At 68.8% G+C, this 21,446-nt stretch carries 21 protein-coding genes; 1 reads left to right on the plus strand and 20 read right to left on the minus strand.

What is annotated here, in order from left to right; genetic code table 11:
• Positions 1–697: 697 nt before the first annotated feature.
• The 19 genes from QNJ86_RS04330 to QNJ86_RS04420 all read right to left on the minus strand — a co-directional run bounded on the left by QNJ86_RS04330 (position 698) and on the right by QNJ86_RS04420 (position 19,863).
• Positions 698–3,082 (minus strand): VirB4-like conjugal transfer ATPase, CD1110 family, encoded by a 2,385-nt coding sequence (locus QNJ86_RS04330; RefSeq protein WP_283831499.1) that lies wholly within the window; start codon positions 3,080–3,082, stop codon positions 698–700.
• Between the two features lie 88 nt (positions 3,083–3,170).
• Complete coding sequence (locus QNJ86_RS04335) at positions 3,171–3,578, minus strand: PrgI family protein (protein ID WP_283831366.1); 408 nt, start codon at positions 3,576–3,578, stop codon at positions 3,171–3,173.
• Positions 3,579–3,587: 9 nt separating this feature from the next.
• On the minus strand, positions 3,588–3,803 hold the full coding sequence (locus QNJ86_RS04340; protein WP_015539328.1) for a hypothetical protein: 216 nt from the start codon (positions 3,801–3,803) through the stop codon (positions 3,588–3,590).
• Complete coding sequence (locus QNJ86_RS04345; RefSeq protein ID WP_283831367.1) at positions 3,797–5,644, minus strand: VirD4-like conjugal transfer protein, CD1115 family; 1,848 nt, start codon at positions 5,642–5,644, stop codon at positions 3,797–3,799. Before QNJ86_RS04345 ends, QNJ86_RS04340 begins: the two co-directional genes overlap by 7 nt.
• On the minus strand, positions 5,641–6,315 hold the full coding sequence (locus QNJ86_RS04350; RefSeq protein WP_283831368.1) for a hypothetical protein: 675 nt from the start codon (positions 6,313–6,315) through the stop codon (positions 5,641–5,643). The genes QNJ86_RS04345 and QNJ86_RS04350 overlap by 4 nt, the downstream gene beginning before the upstream one ends.
• 174 nt (positions 6,316–6,489) lie before the next feature.
• On the minus strand, positions 6,490–6,783 hold the full coding sequence (locus QNJ86_RS04355; protein ID WP_283831369.1) for a helix-turn-helix domain-containing protein: 294 nt from the start codon (positions 6,781–6,783) through the stop codon (positions 6,490–6,492).
• Positions 6,784–6,950: 167 nt separating this feature from the next.
• Positions 6,951–7,592 (minus strand): class I SAM-dependent methyltransferase, encoded by a 642-nt coding sequence (locus tag QNJ86_RS04360; RefSeq protein WP_283831370.1) that lies wholly within the window; start codon positions 7,590–7,592, stop codon positions 6,951–6,953.
• A 73-nt stretch (positions 7,593–7,665) separates the two neighbouring features.
• A complete protein-coding gene (locus QNJ86_RS04365; protein ID WP_283831371.1) occupies positions 7,666–8,271 on the minus strand; it encodes a TetR/AcrR family transcriptional regulator in 606 nt (201 codons plus the stop codon).
• Positions 8,272–8,503: 232 nt separating this feature from the next.
• A complete protein-coding gene (locus QNJ86_RS04370) occupies positions 8,504–9,211 on the minus strand; it encodes a TVP38/TMEM64 family protein (RefSeq protein WP_283831372.1) in 708 nt (235 codons plus the stop codon).
• A gap of 61 nt (positions 9,212–9,272) precedes the next feature.
• Entirely contained in the window at positions 9,273–10,916 is a 1,644-nt protein-coding gene (locus QNJ86_RS04375) for a HAMP domain-containing sensor histidine kinase (RefSeq protein ID WP_283831373.1), read from the minus strand.
• Complete coding sequence (locus QNJ86_RS04380; protein ID WP_283831374.1) at positions 10,904–11,563, minus strand: response regulator transcription factor; 660 nt, start codon at positions 11,561–11,563, stop codon at positions 10,904–10,906. Before QNJ86_RS04380 ends, QNJ86_RS04375 begins: the two co-directional genes overlap by 13 nt.
• 163 nt (positions 11,564–11,726) lie before the next feature.
• Positions 11,727–11,927: a helix-turn-helix domain-containing protein gene (locus tag QNJ86_RS04385; protein ID WP_283831375.1), complete on the minus strand. Its 201-nt coding sequence runs from the start codon at positions 11,925–11,927 to the stop codon at positions 11,727–11,729.
• On the minus strand, positions 11,924–12,331 hold the full coding sequence (locus QNJ86_RS04390) for a metal-dependent transcriptional regulator (RefSeq protein ID WP_283831376.1): 408 nt from the start codon (positions 12,329–12,331) through the stop codon (positions 11,924–11,926). The genes QNJ86_RS04385 and QNJ86_RS04390 overlap by 4 nt, the downstream gene beginning before the upstream one ends.
• Positions 12,321–14,123 (minus strand): ABC transporter ATP-binding protein, encoded by a 1,803-nt coding sequence (locus QNJ86_RS04395; protein ID WP_283831377.1) that lies wholly within the window; start codon positions 14,121–14,123, stop codon positions 12,321–12,323. The genes QNJ86_RS04390 and QNJ86_RS04395 overlap by 11 nt, the downstream gene beginning before the upstream one ends.
• Positions 14,120–15,916: an ABC transporter ATP-binding protein gene (locus QNJ86_RS04400; RefSeq protein ID WP_283831378.1), complete on the minus strand. Its 1,797-nt coding sequence runs from the start codon at positions 15,914–15,916 to the stop codon at positions 14,120–14,122. The genes QNJ86_RS04395 and QNJ86_RS04400 overlap by 4 nt, the downstream gene beginning before the upstream one ends.
• Positions 15,917–16,046: 130 nt before the next feature.
• Positions 16,047–17,048, minus strand: coding sequence for a helix-turn-helix domain-containing protein (locus QNJ86_RS04405; protein WP_283831379.1), 1,002 nt, complete (start codon positions 17,046–17,048; stop codon positions 16,047–16,049).
• Positions 17,049–17,069: 21 nt separating this feature from the next.
• Positions 17,070–18,530 (minus strand): ABC transporter ATP-binding protein, encoded by a 1,461-nt coding sequence (locus QNJ86_RS04410; RefSeq protein ID WP_283831380.1) that lies wholly within the window; start codon positions 18,528–18,530, stop codon positions 17,070–17,072.
• Positions 18,530–19,255, minus strand: a complete 726-nt coding sequence (locus QNJ86_RS04415; RefSeq protein WP_283831382.1) for an energy-coupling factor transporter transmembrane component T — start codon at positions 19,253–19,255, stop codon at positions 18,530–18,532. The genes QNJ86_RS04410 and QNJ86_RS04415 overlap by 1 nt, the downstream gene beginning before the upstream one ends.
• The gene (locus QNJ86_RS04420) at positions 19,255–19,863 is read right to left on the minus strand and encodes an MptD family putative ECF transporter S component (RefSeq protein ID WP_283831383.1); all 609 of its coding nucleotides are present in this window, start codon (positions 19,861–19,863) and stop codon (positions 19,255–19,257) included. Before QNJ86_RS04420 ends, QNJ86_RS04415 begins: the two co-directional genes overlap by 1 nt.
• 533 nt (positions 19,864–20,396) lie before the next feature.
• Between QNJ86_RS04420 and QNJ86_RS04425 the strand changes: the two genes are divergently transcribed.
• Entirely contained in the window at positions 20,397–21,056 is a 660-nt protein-coding gene (locus tag QNJ86_RS04425; RefSeq protein ID WP_283831384.1) for a hypothetical protein, read from the plus strand.
• A gap of 151 nt (positions 21,057–21,207) precedes the next feature.
• On the opposite strand, the gene QNJ86_RS04430 is transcribed toward QNJ86_RS04425, so the two are convergent.
• Positions 21,208–21,396 carry a helix-turn-helix domain-containing protein gene (locus tag QNJ86_RS04430; protein ID WP_283831385.1) on the minus strand — a complete coding sequence of 63 codons (189 nt, stop codon included), beginning with the start codon at positions 21,394–21,396 and terminating at the stop codon, positions 21,208–21,210.
• Positions 21,397–21,446: the final 50 nt, after the last annotated feature.

Below are 21,446 nucleotides of genomic sequence, written 5' to 3' on the forward strand. Positions count from 1 at the left end.
CCCCGGACGCGTCCGGCCCGCCCGGCCGCGGCAGCAGCGCGGCGGCGGAGCCCGCCGGCGCGGCCCCCCGCGCGAAGGCCCCCACCCGAGGGCGCCGCGTCCCGAAGGGGGCCCGCCGCGCCCGGGGCGCGCCCTTCCGCGGCCGCGTTTCGGAAGGGAGCGGGGGCGGCGGTTTCGCCGGCGGCCCTGCCCGAAGGGGCGGAAGCCCGCCCGAGGGGGCGCTGGGGATCGGACCCTCCCGCGCCGTGACTCTCGGCGCGGGACAGAACCCCCGCCCGCCCGTCTCGGCGAAGCCCTGCCGCCGAGGCGGCTGCGCAGAGGGCGCCGTCCGCGGGGTTCGCGTCCTCGCGCCCGCCTGACCCGTCCGATCCGCCCGCGGCGGCGCGGGCCGCCGCCGACGCCCGCGCGGCGAGCCTCGCGGACGGGAGGAGGGCTCCGGCAAGGGCCGCCCTCCGGCGCGCCCGCGGGCGCGCGCCCTTCCCTGCCGTCGGGACGGCGCGGCCTGCGCCCCGGCGCGCGGCCGCCTTCGCGGGAGCGGCGCCGCGGCGCGCCGCGCGCCGTTCCTCCCCTGCCGTGATCCCCGCGCTCACGGCGTCGGTGCGCCCCGAGCGCGCGACGCCCGAGGGGCCTTCGCCCCGCCCTTTGGCGAGGGGCTCCTCGGAAAGGTCCCTCGCGCGGGCGACTCCCTCTTCCCGGGTCACGGCCGCGCCCCTCCCTCCCCGGGCCCGGGCCGGGCGCCGTCCGCGGGCGCCTTCCCGCGCTTGAGCGCGGCGACCTCGTCGGGCTTGGTGTTGAACAGGTCGTAGAGGGCGCCTTTGGGGAAGTCGTCCTTGAGCGGCACCCGCGCGCCGCCCGCGATGAGCAGGCCCTCGCCCGCCTTGATGGACTCGTCGATGTAGGAGGCCTCCTGCGCGCTCATGTCCAGCAGGTCCGCCCAGGCGCGCCGGTCGAGCGGGGACTGCTTGTGCAGCAGGATGAAGTCCGAGTTCAGCACCATGTTGCGCGCCTCCTCGTGCTCGAGCATGTGCACGCTGTTCTGGGTGATGCCCGTGGCGACGAGGTTGAACTTGCGCCCCTCCGCCCAGAAGCGGCTGAAGTACTCGATGATCGAGGGGTGCCCGAACAGGCTCTGCACCTCGTCGATGTAGAGCCAGGTGGTCACGCCCCGCTCGAAGTTGCGGTACATCCGGTTGCGCACGCACTCGAGGACCGCGACGATCCCGAAGGCGCGCATGTTCTCGGAGAGGTCCTTGAAGTCGACGTTGGTGATGCGGCGGTCGAACGAGACGTTGGAGTGGTGGTTGAAGAACGACAGCGCGCCCGAGACGTAGCGCTCGTAGCGCAGCGCTATGTCGCGGGCCTCCCGCTCGGGCTGCGCCTTCAGGATCCGGTGGAAGTCGCCGAGCAGCGGCACGCGCCCCTCGGCCCCCGCCTCGCGGTAGGCCTCCTCGACGCACCTGCTGATGATGGACTTGTCCGCCTCGGGCAGCCCCTGGTCGCCCTCGGCCATAGTCGCGCTCGACAGCGCCAGGAAGGCGTCGATCTTGAAGGCCATCTGGGCGGAGCGCGACTGGTGCGCCACGTCGGAGAGGTCGAAGGGGTTCAGGTGCGTGTCGGCGTCGGGCGCGAAGCGCATGCACTCGCCCCCGTTGGCCGACACCACCGGCGAGTACTCCCCGGCGGGGTCGAGGACGATGATCTCGTCGTCGGGGCAGGCGAGGATGGTGTTCTCTATCTCGCGCTTGACCGAGAAGGACTTGCCCGAGCCGGGCTTGCCCGCGACGAACCCCATGGGGCTCGCGAGCCTCTTGCGGTTGCACAGCACGAGGTTGGAGGACTGCTTGTTCTGCCCGTAGTAGCCCCCTCCCTCGTGCGAGAGCTCCTGGGTGGCGAAGGGCATCTGTATGGCCACCTGGGCGGTGGTCATCATCCTCGAGACCTCCACGTGGTTGTGCCCGAGCGGCAGGACGGAGTTGAGCCCCTCGCGCTGCCGGTAGTCCAGCGCGTCCGCCTCGATGGAGTTGCGCCTGGCGGTCGACACGATCTGCATCACCTGGTCGTCGAGCTGGCGCCTCGTGGGCGCGTAGGTGTAGACGAGACCCGTGTAGACGTAGAGCCTTTGGTTCTTGTTCTGGAGGTGGTCGAGAAGGTCCTCCGCCTCCTCCTTGGAGTACTTCAGCTCCGAGGGCAGGATCTGGAAGTCGTAGCCCTTCTTCACCGCGCTCATCTGCTCGTCGATGATCTCCTTGTCCATCCACGCGATGCGCTTCTTGACGAACGCGACCGCCTTGGACTTGTCCATCGCCTGGACGTGGATGGAGATCGCCAGCGGGACGGGCAGGTCGATGATGTCGGCGAGGCAGCGGTCCGAAAGCTCGCTGCCGAACCGGTCGAGCACGAGCACCTGGCACCACGTGTCGCCCGACTTGAAGCACGACGCGCTCCCCTCGGGCTTGAAGTCGAGGGAGGTCGGGCACACGAAGTCCTTCGTGGTGAGCCCGCTGGCCGCCCCGACCGCGTCCCACGAGAACCGGCAGGGCCTTCCCGGGCGCAGGAGGCCGTTCAGGAGGGCGACGCGCTCCTCGCCCGACAGGGCGCGCGCGGCGCTGCGTATCTTGGCGAGGGTCTGCTCGGCGTCGCCGCGCATGCGCGCGAGCTTGGGCACCGCCGCCTCGACCGAGGGCGCGCCCACCGCGAAGGTGAGGTAGCGCTCTCGCACGAGGTTGGAGACCCCCTCGCGCATCTTGTCGTTGAGGATGCGGTTGTACTCGGCGGCGTAGCGCGCCGTGTCGGGGTCGTCCGTCCGGAAGAACTCCTTCGAGCCGATCTCGTCCGCGGGGATGGGGCGGTTCACTACCGTCAGCTGCACGCAGCTCTCGGCGCCGAAGTAGTCGAACAGCTGGCACCATCCCGAGAAGATCGCCTGCTGGTTCTCCTCCCGGGCGGACTGGTAGCTGATGTCCTCGAACGCGACGGTCTGGCTGAAAAGCCCCTCCTCGACCTGGGCTATGCCGTTCCTGTAGATGAGGTCGTACCCGATGGCGGCGTACACGTCCCTCGCCGCCCGGCGCCGCCGCCTCATCTCGGCGGTGCGGCCCGTGAGTTCGCGCTCCTGCTCGGCCACCCGCCTCCCGAGCGGCTTGGCCTTCCTCGATCCCTCGGTGCGGTTCTTATCCCTGCGGCTCACGCCTCTCCTCCCCCTTCCTCGCGGCCCTGCGCCTCGGCCGCCTGCCCGCCCTGCCGCACGCCACCCGGCCCGCGACCTCCCATGGCCTGCAGCTCGTCGAGTACAGCAGCACGCCGTCGGAGAGCGCGTGCCTGGCCACCAGCGCCGCGAACCTCTCCGCGGGAAGCCCCTTCGGGCGCCAGAACCCCATGAGCCAGAACGGCATGGACGCCGCCGTGACGGGCAGCGTCGCCGCGTCGACGGGCACCCCGAGCGCGAGGTTGAGCAGCGCCGCGCACGCGACCGACGACGCCAGCCCGCCCGCGGTGCACGCGAGCGTCCTCGCCGAGAGCTTCCCGACCACCTTCTCGGTGTACTCGCCTATGTCCTTGTGGACCGCCACGCTCAGCACGTCCGCCCCCTACGCCGGCAGCCAGCTCGTGTCGAGCATGCCGAAGTAGACGGCCGCGGCGATGATGATCGCCCCGCCCGCGATGGTCGAGATGGCGCTCGCGATGGACGCGCCGCCCTGCTGCTCTCGGATGGCGAGGCCGAGGGACACGGCGCCCCATACGACGAGGAACCCTCCGAGGAAGGTCACGCACCCCGAAACGAGGTTGATGATGTTGGCTAGCATTGCTGGTCTCTCCTCTCCATGTACTCCGCGTAGTCGAAGGGCCTCTCGAAGCGCGCGCCGGGATGCCCGGGGTAGACCTCCGGCCACCTGGGGTGCTTCTCGATGTCGTACTTCCTGTCCTTGAGGGGGCTCGCCCCCGCGATGAGCACGATCGCCTCGTCGCGCGGCAGCCTCGCCACCTCGGAGGGCTGCACGAGGTCGCGCTCGAGGGTGCTCCAGTTGCGGGTGGACGTGGCCGACGCCCCGCGGCTCTCGTTCCACGTGACGGTCGCCACCGTCTCCTTGCCGACGGACTCGGCTATCTCCTTGGCCGTCTCGGTCGACTTGCCGCCGAGGAACAGCAGCGTGTCGCAGCAGTCGACGATGGTCGCGGCGTTGTCCTTGTAGGCCGCCTTGAGCTGGGAGAGCGACTGCAGGCCGAACGCCATCGAGACGTTTCGGCTCCGCACGACGGCGACCATCTTCTCGATGTCGGGGAGCCTGCCGATGTTGGCGAACTCGTCCATGAGCATGGTCACGGGGACCGGCAGCGACCCGCCGTGGTCGAGGAGGGCCCGCCTGCACAGCAGGTTCGCCGCCTGCCAGAGCATGATCGCGAAGAGGAACGAGTAGAGCGGCGAGGTGTCGGACATGACCGCGAACACGGCCCGGCGCGACCCGGGCGAGCCCAGCCGGTCGAGCTCCATCTCGTCGCGGCTCACGAGCTCGCGCACCTGGGGTATCGCGAAGGGCTCCATGCGCGCGTTGCACGAGACGAGGATCGATTTGAGGGTCTTGCCGGCGGCGTCCTTGAACATCTTGTAGTGAAGCAGCGCGAAGTCGGACTCGACGGGCACGGGGTCGGCGACCCTCTCCCACCGGCACCCTCCCGACGGGTCGTACGAGCGCCTTTCCGAGGGGTCGAAGGCGGGCGGCTCGCCGTCCCCGTCGAAGACGAGCCGCATCCCCGTCTCGACCTCCTCGAACAGCAGGTCGAGGGGGCTCCTGTACGCCTCGTCGGACTCCTTGGCCTTGGCGAGCGACAGCAGCGTGACGACGCCCGAGAGCGATCGGTCCTCGGGCGGGCAGCGGAACACCAGGTAGCCGACGAGCGCCACGTAGAGCAGCCGCTCCGCGTTCTCCCAGAAGGGGTCGCCCGCGTGCTCGCGGTCCCCGGAGGTGTTGGATATGAGGCAGGAGACGAACTCGAGGACGTCTGCCTCGTCGCGCACGTAGGCGAGGGGGTTGTAGTGCAGCGACTTCGAGAAGTCGACGGTGTTGAACGACAGTATCCTGTAGCCCGCCTCCTCGAGCATGTGCCCGACGCGGGGGAGCGTCTCGCCCTTGGGGTCGGTCACGAGGTAGTCGGAGTTCATCTGCATAATGTTTGGCTCGAAGAACCCGCGGGTCTTGCCCGATCCCGACCCGCCCACGACGATCACGTTGCGGTTGCGCTCGTAGCGGCGGTCGTGGTCGGGCCTGGACATCGCCATCCCGAAGCGCTCGGTGAGAAGGACGTTCTGGTCTGGTTCCTCCAGGTTCATGAACCTGCGGCCCTCGCGCACGGTGCCCCAGCGGGCGCTGCCGTGCTCCTCGCCCTGGCGCTGCGCGCGCCCGTGCGTGAGCGACCACGCCCACGCGCACCACACCCCGCTCGCGGCCGCGAGCCCCGTCGCGAGCGCGGCAGCCTCGAGCGAGAGGGGGCCGCGGCCGGCGAGGTGGGAGGGGAGCCTGTAGAGGGCCTCCGCCAGGTTGAGGGCGGGGCTTCCCGGCAGCGACAGCAGGCACGCGACGTAGGAGTCCGCGAGCGCGAACGCGGCGAGGGACAGGGCCGCCGCCGCGGCGACGCCTCCCGGCCTCATCTCGCCCGCACCTCCTGCGGGCGCGCCCCGCGCGAAACGGCGCGGGCGGCGGGCCTGTCCGCCTCGAGGGCGGCCGACGCGCGCCTCGCGTGCGCCGCGCGCTCCTCGAGGGGCCTCCAGTCGCGCAGCACCGGCACGTCGTGCTTCTGCCAGAAGGTCTTGGCGTGCGCGGGGCGCGCCTTGGGCGGGGCCTCCTCGGCCCGCCGGTCCGCCCCGCGCTCCCCGCCCCGCTCCTCGGCGCGCCGCCTGATGGCCTCGGCCGCCTTGTCCCCCGCGGCGCCCGCCTCGGCGGCGAGCTCCTCGAAGGAGCGCCAAACCTCGCGCGCGTCGGCGACGCGGAAGAGCAGGTGCTCCCTGCCCGTCGCGGGGTCGGAGAACCACGCGGATTCGACGCCCCGGGCGCCGAGCTTTGCCTCGATGGCGCCCTTGATGCCCTCGTAGCCCTCAATCCCCTGGAACTCGGACATGTCGAGCTTCGCCCACTCGGGGGCGCCGCGGCCCTCGGGGGAGCCGCCCGCGCCCGCCTCCCTGGCGGCCCGCGTCGCGTTCTCGAACGCGCGCCGGATCCTGCCCGCGCGCTCGTACATCGCCTTCTCGCCCATGCGCTCGCCGAAGCGCACGAAGTCGTCGATCATCTTCTCGCCGGCGTCGTCGCCGTAGTCGCTGGACATCGCGCCTCCCCTTCCGTCTGGCGGAAGGGGCATCCCTCCCGCTCGGCCAGAGCGCGGCAGGCGCCCTCGGTGGGCGCAATGCCGGCCCGGATGGGCGGGGAAGGGGCGCGAGGGCGCAGCCCGCGCACTTGAAGGGATGCGATGGGGCGGGCGCGGGCCTTGCGACCCGCGCCCTCACTGGAACCTCAGCGGGCCGAGCGGCTCGCCCTCGCCGTACTCCTCGGCGATCCTCTTCCTTTCGGCGGCGAGGCGGATTGCCATCTCCTTCGTGGCGAAGCACCCGAGCCCCATGTTGAGCACGGCGCAGAGGCGCACGAACTCGTCGACGCGCATGGCGCGTTCCCCGTTGAGGACGCGCCAGAGCCTCTTGCCGTCGACCTCTATGCGGCGGGCGAGCTCGGCGACGCCGATGCCCCGCTCCTGCCGGGCCTGCTCGATCCTCGCCACTATGAGGTCGGCGTGGTTCATCCGTCCCCTTTCCCCGCGCCCGCCGCCCCGTCGGAGCAGGCGGCGGGCCTCCGATTCGCGGACACCGTAGCAGCCGGGCGGGGCGTTGGAGAGGGTGTTTCCCCGTTCTGGGAAGCCGCGGCGTCGTTATGGGGCGCGCGCCCGACGCGAAGGGCAAGTTCGCGCCCTCAGGCCTTCCGGGCGACGCAGACGCACGCAGTCTGCCCGACCCTGCGCCAGTCGACCGCGTCGAACCACTTCCCGAGGATCGCGCGCATCTCGCCCTCCGAGTAGATGCGCACGTCGCCCTCGCGGGAATGCGGCATCCACGCGTTCATGAGGGCGCGGGCGGGCGCGGGCTGCCACACGTCCCCGACGACGAACGCCCCGCCCGGCCTGAGCGCGCGCCATACCGAGAACGCCGCCCGGTCGGGGTCGGGGTAGTGGTGGAAGGAGTCGTTGCACCAGGCGGCGTCGAAGGACTCCTCGGGAAACGGCAGCGCCTCCGCGTCGGCAACCGCGACCTCCGCGCGCGAGCCGAGCCGCGCCCGCGCGGCGTCGGCCATGCGGGGCGAGAGGTCGACGCAGGAGAGCCTGCATCCCGGCACCCTCGCAAGCACGAGCTCGGCCAGCGCCCCCGTGCCGCACCCGAGGTCGAGCAGGCGCGGCCCCTCCTTGCCGGCGACCGCCGAGGCGACCTCCTCTGCCACGACCGGGTAGAGCCCGCGCGCGTGGTCGCCCTCCATCCCGTCGTCGTAGGTGGCCGCCTGGGCGTCGAACGCCGCCCGCGACCGCTCCTTGAGCTCGCGGGCCCTCCTGTCGTCTTCCATCTCCAGCTCCTTTCGTTAAACATTGTTCAATCGTATCGGCCGAAAAAAGCCCCGATCGCCCGGGGCGGGATCCCTATCGTTCCTCGGCGGCACCCTCCGCGCGCCCCGAGCGGAACTCGGCGACGAGCGCGCCCAGGTAGCGCCTCGCGGCGGCGAGGGACGCCTCGTCCGGCATGCCCGGCCCGGAGGCGAGCCCGACGCACCCGTAGGCCATGATCGAGGCGAGCTCCCCGGCACCGTCAGCGGGCGCGCCCCTCGTGAGCGCGTCGAGCTCGAGGGCGGCGGCGAGGTGCGGGCGCACCTCCTCGCACACGGCGAGCGAGAGCCGGTCGTGAAGGGCGCCGTTGCCCTCCGCGTGGAAGTATGCGGCATGGGGGAACGCCGCGTGGTCGGACATCGCCCCGATGCAGCGCTCGACCTTCTCGTCGAGTGAGAGCGCGCGGTCGTCGAGGATCGCGCAGGCGCCCTCGGCGCAGCTCGCCGCGTAGTGCCCGATGGCGGCGGCGAACATGCGCTCCTTGGAGTCGAAGTAGTGGTAGGCGAGCCCCGGCGCGACCCCCGCCGCACGCGCCACCGCGCGCACGGACACGTTGTCGTAGCCCTCCTCCGCGAAGAGCCTCATCGCGCACTCGAGGAGCTCGCGTCTCCTCTCCTCGGGGTCCTTGACCGTCCTCGGCATGCCCGCCACCTCCTTCCGCGCACATGGTAGCCTATTACTGAACATTGGTCAATTATGGATCTTGGAAGGCGGATGGGCAGGGCGGCCAGGCTCGCGGGAGGAGCCGAGAAAGAAGCGGCCGAGCTCTGCCACCGGGATGCCGCACTCCCAACGCGCCTGCTCCATCCTCGCCGCTACGAGGTCGATGTTGTTAACGGTTCGGCTCCTAAAGACGGCGCAGCCAAAGACCCGCCTACCCTTCGCTGCGAGCCTTCTTCTGCAAAGCGGCGTAGGCAAGCCCGCCTGCGACCGCCAGCACAACGGTGACAGCGAGGGTGACCGCAGCGAGCGCCCAATCTCCGTTTGCGGCGAACCCGGCGGCGAGCGTGGATGAGACGACGGACGGGATGCGCCCGACGGTCGTGATCGTTGCGATTCTCCACCAGGGGCAATCGGTGAGCGCCGCCGCGTAGGTGAGGACGTCCTTCGGGGTGCCGGGGATAAGGAACACGACGAACATCGCCGCTTCGAGACGGGATGAGTCCCGCAACCACGAGACGCCTTCGATCTGCTCGCGGGTGAAGAACAGCCGCACGACCCTCATCCCGAGCGCCCGGACTAGCCCTGTGACTGCGAGCGTGCCTGCGAGCGACCCGGCGAGGCACAGCGCCGTGCCGCCCCAGAACCCGAAGAGGTATCCCGCCGCGAGCTCGATCGGTTCGCCCGGCAGGACCGCGACGACGATCTGCGCGACAACGACCGCCACCATGGCGATCGGGGCGAGCAGGCCCCGATCGCCGATCCAGGCACGAACGGCGTCGATGTCCGAGAAGAACGACCAGAGCTTGGGACCAAACGCGATTGCAAGCGCGATCGCTGTGATTGCCGCAGCGGCGCATGCGGCAATGCCGACAACACGCCTTTTTCCGAAGGGGCGAACTGCCGCGCTCCCTTTGCTCATCCCGTCTTCCCTTCCCTCGTCGCTTTCAACACGAGCCTAGAGGAGGAAAGTCAAGAAAGGGTCAACGGTAGAGAATCTCCTCGCTCGCATCGTCTTCGCTGCCATTGTCGGCAGAATCGGCGGGCACCTCAGGCGCAGAGAACGTCGCGGTCGCAATAGCTCCGCCTCCCTTTCGGTCGTCCACCTTGATCGATCCGCCGTGCCTGGCGCACAGCACCGAGCAGACATATAGCCCAAGGCCCATGTGGCCGTCGGAACCGCCAGCAGACGCCGCCCGATCCTTGACTCCCCGCCAGAACGGCTCGAGCGCGCGGGCGGCGGCGTCGCCGAACCCGGGCCCATCGTCGGCGACCTCGAGGACGAGCGCGCCGTCTTCCCAGGACAGCCTGACCTCGACGGTGGACCGCGCATGCCGCGCGGCGTTCGAGGCGAGGTTGTCTGCGACGCGAAGCACCGCTGCGGCGTCCGCCTCCACGACGGGAGGAAGCCCTCGCGACGAGACAGAGAGCGAGGCCCCGTACTCTTCCGCCACGGAGCGCGCGTCCTCCCGGATCCTCTCGAGGAGCGTTTCGCACGCGACGGGCACCGGGCGCACAGACGCGTCCTCGAGCGAGTCGAGCCCCGACATCGAGTCCGCGTACGTGGCAAGGCGCTCCGCCTGGCGCGATATGGCCGACGCCGCCGAAAGCACGCGGTCGTCGTCCGACACCATGCCAATGAGCTCGGCCCTACCCCTGATGACCGTGAGCGGGGTGCGCAGGTCGTGCGCGAACGCGGCGTTCACGCGCCGGCGGCTCTCGGCGGCGCGCCACGTCTCTGTCTTGGCGCGCGCGAGCTCGGAGCGCATCTCCTCGAACCGGGCGCAGAGCCGCCCGAGCTCGTCTCCGCGCTGCGGGGACATCTCGAAATCGAGGTCGCCCGCCGCGATGCGCTGCGCGGCAGAATCCATCGCCGCCACGGGACCGAAGATTCTCGTGCGGTAGAAGCGCCGCCCCGCGACGACGAGGCAGACGACGAAGATGACGGGCACCGATGCGACGAAGGCCCACGCCGTCATACGGTACGCAACCGAATCCCCCGGATAGGGAACGTAATATCCGACGTTCGAGACGATGGGCTTCTCGCCATCCGCGTTTTCGGGCAGCTGCTCAGTGAGGGCGAGAGCCGCCTCGAAGCCCGGTCGCGCAGGACGCTCCGCGGCGTCGTAGGCGGCGATTTCGGAAAACGAGAGGGATTCGTCGTAGACGTCCGACACGCTCGCCGTCCACGAGACGTCGACAACCGTCCCATCCGGGACTCCAGCAGGCGGGTCATCGAGAGAGATCGGCTTGGCATCGCCGCGTGCGCTTCCCTCGACGTAGAGAAAGACGGCGCTCGCTCCGAGGCTTTCGCCATCTGCGCCCATTTCGGTTCCGCCTTGCTCGTACAGGGAATCGAAGGCGGATAGCTCGTACCAGGACAACGTTTCGGCGGGCACGAGGGAGTTCGACCCTTCGTCGAAGACGAACGTGCCCGAGTACGCGTACGGGTCGTCCGAAAGCGTGGTCTGCGCCAGAAGGCCGAACACGCCCGATGAGACTATCGACAAGACAAGGGCGGCAGCAAGCGCGCCTGCAGCGTACAGCGCGAACGCCGCCTTCACCGAGCAGCCAGCCAGACGAGCGCGCAGCCCCTGCGCGGCGCCGCCTTCCCTCACGCCCGCCACGAGTACCCCACTCCCCACGAGGTCTCGATGGGGTCGGCCTCGCAGCCCGCCTGCGCGAAGGCGCGGCGGATGCGGCGGATGTGCTCGGTGACGACCGACGAGTCCCCGGGTTCGTCCCATGCGAGCTCGCGGATCATGTCGCGGTCGAACACCTGGCCGGGCCGTTTGGCGAGCAGCGCGACGATGTCGAAGTCCTTGCGGGCGAGATCGACCGGCCGCCCGTCGACGCGCGCCTCGCGGCGCCCGAAGTCGACCGAGACACCGTTCGAAAAGCCCACGACGGCGCGGTCCGACGCGCGCTCGCGGCGGGCGAGGTGCGCCCGCACCCGCGCGCCGAGAACCTCGAGCGAGAAGGGCTTCGTCACGTAGTCGTCGCCGCCCGCGGCGAACCCCGCGATGGCGTCGGCGTCCTCCACGCGCGCCGTGAGGAACACGATGGGGCACGCGACGGCGTCGCGCACCTTCGCGCACACCTCGAAGCCGTCGCCGTCCGGCAGGTTCACGTCGAGGAGGATGACGTCGGGCCCGCGCCTGCACGCCTCTATGGCGGACGCGGCGTCGCCCGCCACGAACGTGCGGCATCCCTCGAGCCCGAAGTAGTCCGCGAGCATGTCCGCGATGTCGCGCTCGTCCTCCACGATGAGCACGAGTGGGGATCTTCCCGTGACACTACCTCCCATACCGCCCATCACCGCCCTTTCCATCGCCCATTGGGTTGAAGCACAAGGATAAACCCGAATAGTCAACAAACAATCAAATTGCATCCTGGGCATAACGCGGAGAAAAGCTATCTTGCCTCGCGCCTACTGCTTAGATAAATCGGCCGAGCCCGACCCCCAGCTCCATGCACAGCCTCACGAACTCGTCGGCTCTCATTACGCGCTCGCCGTTGAGGACGCGCCAAAGGCGTTTCCGATCGACGCCTATGCGGCGCGCGAGCTCGGCGACGGGGATACCTCGCTCCCAGCGCGCCTGCTCCATCCTCGCAGCTATGAGGTCGATGTGCTTCATGTCTCTTCCGGGCGCTCCGACGCGGCGCGGCTTCCGGGCCGTCGCCCGCCGTGGCCGAGGCGGGCGGCGAGCTTCCTGAACGACTCCTCCGACAGGCAGTGCTCCATGCGGCAGGCCTCGGCCGAGGCGGTCTCGGCGTCCACGCCGGACTCGGCGAGCAGCCGCTCGAAGAAGCGGTGCTTGGCGAGGGTGGCCTCGGCGAGGCGCCCGCCCTCCTCGGTCAGCCGCACGTCGCGGCCGACCACCTCGGCGAGGCCCCTGCGCGCCAGGTTGCCGAGCGCCTTGGTGACGCTCGGCTTGGCGACGCCCATGCGCTCGGCGATGTCCACGTTGCGGCACGACCCGCGCAGGCGGCGGATCACGAGGATGGCCTCGAGGTAGTCCTCTTGCGACTCACGAAGCATCGGTCGGCTCCTCGCGGAGATCGCCTGCAGGCGCGCCGCCTATGCGCCAGCCCTCCGCGCGGCTGCGGATCTCGACGAAGCGGCGGTACGTCCCCTCCTGCCCGAGCAGCTCCTCGTGCGTGCCGCGCTGCACGATCCTGCCGCCCTCGACGACGAGGATCTGGTCGGCATGCTCGATGGTCGCGAGCCTGTGCGCGATGACGACCACCGTCTTCCCCCGCGTGAGCTCGGAAAGCGCTCCCTGTATGAGGGACTCGTTCTCTGGGTCGATGCTCGCCGTCGCCTCGTCGAGGATCACGATCGGGGCGTCCTTGAGCAGCGCCCTGGCGATGGAGATGCGCTGCTTTTGGCCACCGGAGAGGGCGCTTCCGGCCTCGCCCACCAAGGTTTCGTAGCCATCCGGAAGCTCGCGGACGAACTCGTCGACCCGCGCCCTGCGCGCCGCCTCGACGACCTCTTCGTGCGTGGCGCCCGGGCGCCCGAAGCGAATGTTGTTCTCGATGGTGTCGTTGAACAAGTAGACATTCTGGAAAACCGCCGAGAAGTTCCTCAGAAGGCTATCGCAGGTCAACTCTCGCACGTCATGCCCCCCGACGAGAACCGAGCCCTCGTCGACATCCCAGAAGCGCATCATGAGGTTGGCGATCGTCGTCTTGCCCGATCCGCTCGGGCCCACGATGGCGCACGTCGTCTTCTCCGGAATGTCGCACGACACGCCCGACAGCACCTTCGCACCCGATTCGCGACCGTACGAGAACGAGACGCCTCGCAGCTCGATACCGTGCTCAGTAAGGGGGACGTCTCGGCCGTCGGAATCGATGTAGGGGGCGTTCTCTATGGCGTCGATACGGTTCATGATGTCATCGAGATCGCCGAGCATGTGGGCGGAATCGTTCACGCGCTCGACGCCGGAGAACACGGTGAACGAGAATGCGCAGAGGGCAAGGAGCATCCAGAGCTCGATGCCGCCGTTCGCATATCCCCACACGGCAGACGCCACGACGCCGACGCTCGCCAACTTGAACGCAACGAGGTGGACGAGATTGCGAGGCGTGAAGCCGAACTCGATCGCGATGCGCGCCTCCTTCAGCCTCCTTATCGTTGCCAGGATGGGCCGCATCGCGGCCCCTCCATGGCCGTACGACTTCGCCGTTCCGAGCCCCCGGACGTACTCGACGATATCCCCAGCGAGTTGTTCGGTCTCCGCATGCGCCCTCGGCGTCAGGCGCTTCGAGACCCTGTTCACCGCCGTGAGCGCGAGGCAGGATACGACGGTGCCGGCGAGGGCGGCAAATCCGGCCATCGGCTCGAGGATGAAGAGGAACGCCACAACTGCGGCAAGGTTTACGTAGCCGTTGATAACTGCGTCGACCATCTTCATGCCCTGAAGCTCCAAGATGCCCAGTTCCGTGGTCGCCGTCGCCAGTATGTCGCCCGTCTTGACCTCGTCGAAATAGCCGAGTGGGACGCGCTTCAAGACGTTGCCGATCTTGATGCGATCCTCAGGCGCCACCTCGTATCCGATCGACTCCTGCAACCGGTTCTTCCCGTATGTCAGGATGAAGCGCAAGCCTATGCAGGCGATGAGCGCCAGAAGCGACCACCAGACCCACGACGGGTCGAGCTCCTGGATGCCGCGAGCATCCTCCGCGACGCAGGCGAGCAGCCAGGCCGCGAGCATCACGGGCGCGGCCGTTGCCCACGTCATGAAGAACGAGCAGACGCAGCCAAGGATGAGCCTTTTCTTGTAAGGGCCGGTCCAGCGGACGATTCTCATGAGAGCCTTGATCATCGGGAGCCCCCTTTCTGGCCACTCGATCCAGCCGCCCAGCTCCTCGCCCCGATGTGCGCCCTCCACATGCGCCCGTAGAGCGAGCATTTTGCGAGAAGGTCGTCATGGGTCCCTTGGTCGACGATCGAGCCCTTGTCGATAACGACGATGTTGTCTGCAGCCGTGATCGTCGAGAGCCGATGGGCTATGACCACAAGCGTCTTTCCGGCCGAGAGCTTCGCGATAGAGCGCTGGATCTTGTCCTCGTTCTCCGGATCGGTGAACGCGGTGGCCTCGTCGAGGAGGACGATCGGCGCGTCTTTGAGGATCGCGCGGGCTATCGAGATGCGCTGGCGCTCCCCGCCGGAAAGGGCGCCGCCGGCCGCACCGGCTTGCGTGTCATAGCCTTGCGGGAGCTTCGACACGAACTCGTCGCAGCAAGCAGCCCTGGCGGCCTCGGCGACCTCCTCGTCCGTCGCCTGCGGCCGGCCGAGACGGATGTTCTCCCGGATCGTTGCATCGAAGAGGTAGTTGTCCTGGGCGACGAAGCTCACGAGTTCGGACAGCTGGTCGAGGGGCATCTCGCGGACGTCCACGCCGCCCACGGTGACCGATCCGCCGCACACGTCCCAATGGCGCGCGACAAGGCGGGCGATGGTCGACTTGCCCGAGCCGGAAGGGCCCACCAGAGCGGTGAACGAGCCCTGCGGAATCGCGAGGGACACCCCATGGAGGACATCGTCGCCCTCGTCGTAGGCAAACCTCACATCCTTCATCTCGATCGACGCGTCGAGCGGCAGCGCCCGCTCGGCGGGATCGGAGAGCTCGGGCAGGTCGAGGAACTCTCTCGTGTCCGCGACGGCGTACTCCATGGACTTCATCTCGTTGACGAACGAGGTGAACCTCATGATCGGGTCAACGACGGCAAGCGCCAAAATCACGCACATCGCGAATTGCGACGGGGAGAGCGCTCCCGCGAAGTACATCCAAAGTCCGACGGGCAGCACGCCCAGAAGCGTCGTCGGCATGATGCTCGCCATGAGGTTCATGCCGACCCACGTCGAGCGGAACCATCCCATCGTGTAGTCCTTGAAGCTTCGCACCGCATCCGCGTACTTCCGATACGAGTCGCTCGCCTGGTTGAACGCCTTGACTACCTGGATGCCCTCGATGTACTCGACGATCACGCTGTTCACGTGGTTGCTCTCGGCCATGTACGCCGCGTACCTGGCATTGAACTCCTTCAGGCTCGACGCGAATATGCCGAGCCCTATGGGCACGGACACGAGGCAGGCAGCCGCCATGCGCCAGTCGATGGCCACGAGCCACGCCGCGAGCCCCAGGGCGAGGAGCGTCGACCCGGAAAGCTCGGGGATCATATGGGCGAGCGGGACCTCGATCCCCTCGATCCTGTCGAGGAAGACGTTCTTTATCTGCCCGATGCTCTTCCCCTGCACGGTGCCGAGCGACGCCCTCATCAGCTTTTCGACGAAGTCCCGGCGTAGCGTCTCAAGGATGGTGTAGGCGGAGACGTGGGACAGGAGCGTCGAAATGCCGAAGAGCGCCTTGCTTGCGACATGCGATCCCGCGGCCAGGCAGAGCCAGGGGGCTGCGATCTCGAACGTGAGCCGCCCCTCCATGGCCGCCTCTACGATGCGGAACACCGCATAGAAGGGAACGAACCCCGTCCCGACGCTCGCTATCGACGCGGCGAGCGATAGCGCCATCTTTCCTTTGCATCTCCCAGAGTACGAGAGGAGCGTCCCCAGCCAGGAACGCCCCCCTTCGCCCCTGTGCCTGCCGGTTCCAGCCATAGCATCACATCCCCGTCCTGCCCGTATGGCCGGGCAATAGAAGTTAACTAAGGCTTATTATTGGGCAGAGCGGGAGGGGGTTCAGCTCCATCTGGGCGACGCTCGCCCAGATGGTCGGAAACGGCGGCGCCTACCGCAATGAGCGGCGATAGCCGGCGGGAGAGACGCCCCACGCCGACTTGAAGGCGGCGGAGAACTTGGACGGGCTGTCGTAGCCCACCGCGGCCCCGATGTCTGCCACCTTCATCTCGGACTCCCTGAGGAGCTGGGCCGCGAGATCCATCTTGAGGCGCCGGAAGTACGCGGCGGGAGAGGACCCGTACACGCCCTTGAAGCACGCCTTGAACGTCGTGAGCGGCATGTGCGCGAGGCTTGCCGCCTCCTCGACGGTCACCGTCGAGGATAGGTCGCGCGCGATGCTGTCCCTCACTTGCTTGACCCGAGCAACCTGCGATTTCGGGAAGTACGCCATGCCGTTTGCCGGGAGCGGGTCGAGCACGTGGAGCAGCAGCAGGAGCTCGAGCGCCTTGATCTGGCAGTAGCTCTTCCGGATTCTTTCCGGGGTCACGCTGAGCTCCGAGAATATGTGCGCGGCTCCTTCGCAGCGGTGGAGCAGGAACGGGGTCCCGTCGAGGCAGTATCTGCGACGAAGCCTGCGCAGGTCGACGGGGAACCCCTCGAGCGCCCGGAGGATCGACCTCTGGGCGCGCTCGACCTCGTAGGTGACCGTGACGCCCCGGTACCTGCCCGTGGGGAGCAGGAACTCCCCGGAATGGTTCGACCTGTCGTCGACCTTGATGTCCCCGGCTGCGACGTAGGCGCACGACCCGCCCGCCATGGGCTGCTCGAGGCGCCCCTCCTCGCACCAGTCGACGCAAAGGACCTCTGCCGAGGTGGAGAACCCTGAGACGCAGCGCTCCATATGGAAGTCGTTGAACGAGATCATTATCCCGGGAAGCGGCTCGACGAGCGACATCGAGCCGGCGCCCGACTCGGTCTCGATCTCGAGCAGGCCCGAGTCCCCGTTGATGTCGATCCGAACCTCGCCCTCGATGGCGCGCTCCGGCGCATCCCCGAGCACCCGCGCGGGCAGCAGCCCCCTGCTAGAAAAAATGTCCGACGGAATGTCCACGATCCACCTCCTCACACCATCCTACCCGGCGCGCGTGAGCTCCAGCGCGCTGTCGCAGCAGCGGTTCAGGAATTCTCGGTCGTGGGTGACGAGGACTACGGTCGCCCCCTTAGCCGACAGGTCGCGAACCAGCTTCGCTACCTGCTTCATGTGGTCGAGGTCGAGCCCGCTCGTGGGCTCGTCCAAAAGGATCAGCTTTCTTTCAGAAAGGAGCGCACACGCCACGGCGAGGCGCTGCTTCTGCCCGCCGGACAGGGCCATGGGGTGCACGTCCCGCGCACCGAGAAGGCCGAGCGAGGCAAGCGTCGCCTCTGCCCTCTCCTTGGCTTCCCCCTCCTCTCTGCCGCCCAGCGAGAGCATGCACTCGTTCCAGACGCTGTCGCTGAAGAGCTGGTTGTTGACGTCCTGCATCACGAGCGAGACGAGGCGCCTCCGAGCGCGGCGCGCGACCTGCTTCCCTCCGACGAGGACGCGGCCCGCGTCCTTGCGCTCGAGGCCGGCGATCCCCCGGAGCAGCGTGCTCTTCCCCGTGCCGTTCTCGCCCAGGACGCCCAGCACACCGCCGGCAGGAACCGTCACGCTCAGCGGAGCGAACACCGCCCCGTCCCCCCGAACCACGGTGTAGTCGTCCAGCGCGAGGCCAGCACCCGCCTGATTGCCCATCGTCGCGCGCGGCACGCGCACGTCGAGGGCATCGCCCGCGCCGACGGCGCGGAGCCCCATCCCCTCCCGCTCCTCCGAGGAGAGCCCGAGGAGTTCTTCCGGCGAGAACTCGCGGACTATGCGGCCTTTCTCGACGAGAATGGCGCGGTCGATGAGGTCCGAGGCGAAATAGAGCCGGTGCTCGGCGATGATGACGGTCCTGCCCTCCGCGATGACGGAGCGCACCTCGTCATGCAGCCTCTGCACGGCGGTCGTGTCGAGGTTCGCGGTGGGCTCGTCGAGCACGTACACGTCGGGCCTCGCCACGTCGACGGAGGCGAAGACGAGGCTCTGGCGCTCTCCGCCGCTCATCTCGGTGACGTTGCGCCCCAGCAGCCTGCGGGCGTCCAGGGCTTCCACGGTGGTTCTTATCTGTGCCTCGATCTCCGATACGGGAATCCCGCGCGACTCGAGCCCGAAGGCGAGCTCGTCGTTGGACGTGAGGTTGAAGAACTGGCTCTTCGGGTTCTGGAACACGCTCCCGACGCGTTCGGCGAGCTCGTACATCTCGCAGCGGCCGGGATCGAGCCCGCAGACGGAGACCGAGCCGGTCATCTCGATGCCCGGCTCGAACGACGGGATCAGGCCGTTGATGCATTTCGTGATGGTCGTCTTGCCCGATCCCGAGCGCCCGACGAGCATCAGGCATTCGCCCCTTCGGACCTCGAGGTCGATTCCGTCCAGGATCTTCTTGCCCCCTGCCGCCTCGCAGGAGACGTTCTCGAGCCTCACGACGGGCTCGCCGAGCGGTCTTCGGGGCGCATGCGAAACCCTCTCCATCAGGCAGCACCTCCCCACAAGGCAACCGCGGCCACCGCCGCCGCTGCCGCCGAGAGGATCGCCCAGTCCGACGCGCGCATGGAAAGCCTCTCCGTGTCCGTGGACGGGGCGGGGTTCTCGATCCCCCGGCACGTCGCGGCGCGGGAGAGCTCCTCGGCCGTGGAGGTCGCTGACATGACGAGGGGCACCGCGAAGCATTCGAGGCGACTTGCCGCCGGGATGTCGCGGAGAGCCATGGCGTCCCGGATGTGAGCCGCCTCCTCCTTAAGCGTTGGGAAGTAGCGCATCGTGACGGTCAGGGGGATGAGGACCGCCTGGGGCACGCGCAGCTTCGCAAGGGCCGAGGCGATGCGGTGGACGGTGTTGTCCCTCACGAGCAGGGTGCCCACCATGAGGCAGAGGTAGATCTTGCGCGCGAACGTGAGGCTGATGGTGAACATCGTCGCCGCCACCCCGCCGACGACGGGAAGCACGACGTTGAGCACCGCCCACAGCGCGGCATATAGGGCCGCGAAGCCGACCGCCATGCGAACATGGCCGCAGAGCGCCTGCAGGACGGAGACCGTGAGGACGAGCAGGAGCTCGGATTCGATGGATTTGCCCATGAAGGCCGTTGCCGACACGGCGACGAGCACTCCCATGAGCGTGCGCGGGTCTGGATCTATGAGACCCTTCCCCTTGCGAACGCCAAGGATGCGACGGGCATCAGTTTCGGACGTCCGCATTACGCCAGGCCGGCTTTCACGAAGTGCTTCCTGAACATCCCGCGGGCGATGTAGGCGCCGATGAGCCCCGCGACGAAGGTCGCTGCGAACATGGCAACGAGCATGCCCGGGTTTGCCGCCGTCTCGAGCGTCGCGAGGTAATCGGCCCCCATGCCCTGCCCGGCGATCTGCGCGACGAACGAGTCGTGGAAGGCCCACAGGGGCAGCGGGCTTCCGCACATGCCGAAACCGAACACGGCGTAGGCGACGGCGTTGCCCGCGAAGCTCTCATAGCGCGTCGCGGCACGGATGATCTCGGCGACGACGCACGAAGCGAGCATGAGGCCGAGGATGAGGGGCGTGAACATCCCGGTGATGAAGTAGATGAGCGAGGGGACCATTCCGATGATGAGGACGGTCCCGAACTTCGGCACCTTCGCGCAGGCGAGCATGAACGGGATGCCGGCGAACAGGGCGTCGATGGCGGGCATGAACACCCAAAGGTAGGGATGCAGGCCGCTGAGCAGCATGAAGAGGAAGTTGATGACGAAGTAGAGCGCGGTGAAGATGCCGACGGTGATGAGGTCGCGGCCTTTGAGGCCGCGGGAGGCGGAAGGGGTTTCTGACATAGCTCGCTCCTTAGTTAGTTTAGGCTTACTATTTGAGAGTATGCAGCGCTTCCCGACTTCCTCCTAGCCCATTTGGCCAGGGATGTCCCGTTTAGTCAAAAAGATAGACGCGGCAAACAAACAATGATGCCGCTGGCGCTCGTGCGACGAGGTCGTCTCGCTCGTGGAGAACGCCGGGCTCATGGGCGCCGCGCCCGCGGGGGCCCTCTGACGCTCGGGGCGCTTGGCGGCCTTCCTGGGGCAAAGCAGCCGCCTTATCCACCCCCTCGCCTCCTGCCGGCAACCCAGAACACGAGGAGCACCGCCGCGCCGCCCGCTCAAGCGCCGCGGGGCTGTCGCGCCGGTCGGCTCCGCGTAAAGGGCCCGCAAAATCCCCCCACAGCCCCCGAGGGCGGGGCCGGTGGAGGGAGCGCCTCCGGCTTTTCGCAGGCTCCTTGACGCGTCCCCTCCGCGGCGCGGGTCGGCAGCCAAGCCGGGTGAAGGAGCGCCTGCACCCGGCGGGCGCGAGGAGACCCGAGGAAAGGACGGCTGTCATGAGCCATTTCTCCGTTCTGGTGCTGACGAGGGAGGGGCAGGGCGTCGAGGAGCTCCTGCTCCCGTACATGGAGAACTGCTGCGGCGAGCCCCCGCGCGAGTTCATGGAGTTCTTCGAGGACGAGGAGTGCGGAGTCGACGACGAGACGGGAAGGCGGGGCTACTGGCAGAACCCAAACGCCAAATGGGACTGGTACGAGGTCGGGGGCAGGTTCCGCGGCAAGCTCAAGGCGGCGCGCGGCGCTCGGTCGATGCCCGAGCGGCTGGTCGGGCGCTATCCCGACGGGCGCTACGACTCCGCGCGCGTGGGCGACTGCGACTTCGGCCCCGACGAGGGGGCGCGGGCCGCGGCGACGGACTTCTGGGCGCGCGCGGTCGAGGGCGCGGGCGACGGGGCTCCCCCATCCCTCCGCTCCCCCGAGTTCTACCTGCGCAGGTACGGCGACGTCGCCACGTTCGCCGAGGCCGAGTCCTCCTTCAGCACATGGGCTGTCGTGACGCCAGACGGGGAATGGCACGAGCAGGGCGCGATGGGCTGGTGGGGTTTGAGCTCGGAGACCGACAAGGAGGCGCTCGACTGGGTGCGCGGGTTCCGCGCGAGGTTCCTCGACACCGCGGATCCCGATTGGACGGCGACTATCGTCGACTGCCACATCTAGCGCGGCGCCCCGGGCGTCGGGGCGCCCTTCCGCGGGGGCTGCGCGCCCCCGCGCCTGCGGCAGGGGGCCGGCCCCCTGCACCCCGCCGCATCGATCCCCCGCCCGCTCAAACGCCGCGGAGGCTGCTCCCTGCCCGCATGGTCGGAGCAGATCAGCGGGGGCGCGTCGGCGCCGCGAAGTCGGCCAGCCCGACTCGCAGCTCCGCGCACAGCCTCACGAACTCGTCGGCGCGCATGGCGCGCTCCCCGTTGAGGACGCGCCAAAGCCTTTTGCGGTCGACGCCGACGCGGCGGGCGAGCTCCGCCACGCCGATGCCGCGCTCCCAGCGCGCCTGCTCCATCCTGGCGGCTATGAGGCCGAGATGGGACCGCGTCGTTAAGGGCGCGCCGC

Source organism: Gordonibacter faecis (genome assembly GCF_030077735.1).
GTDB lineage: Bacteria > Actinomycetota > Coriobacteriia > Coriobacteriales > Eggerthellaceae > Gordonibacter > Gordonibacter faecis.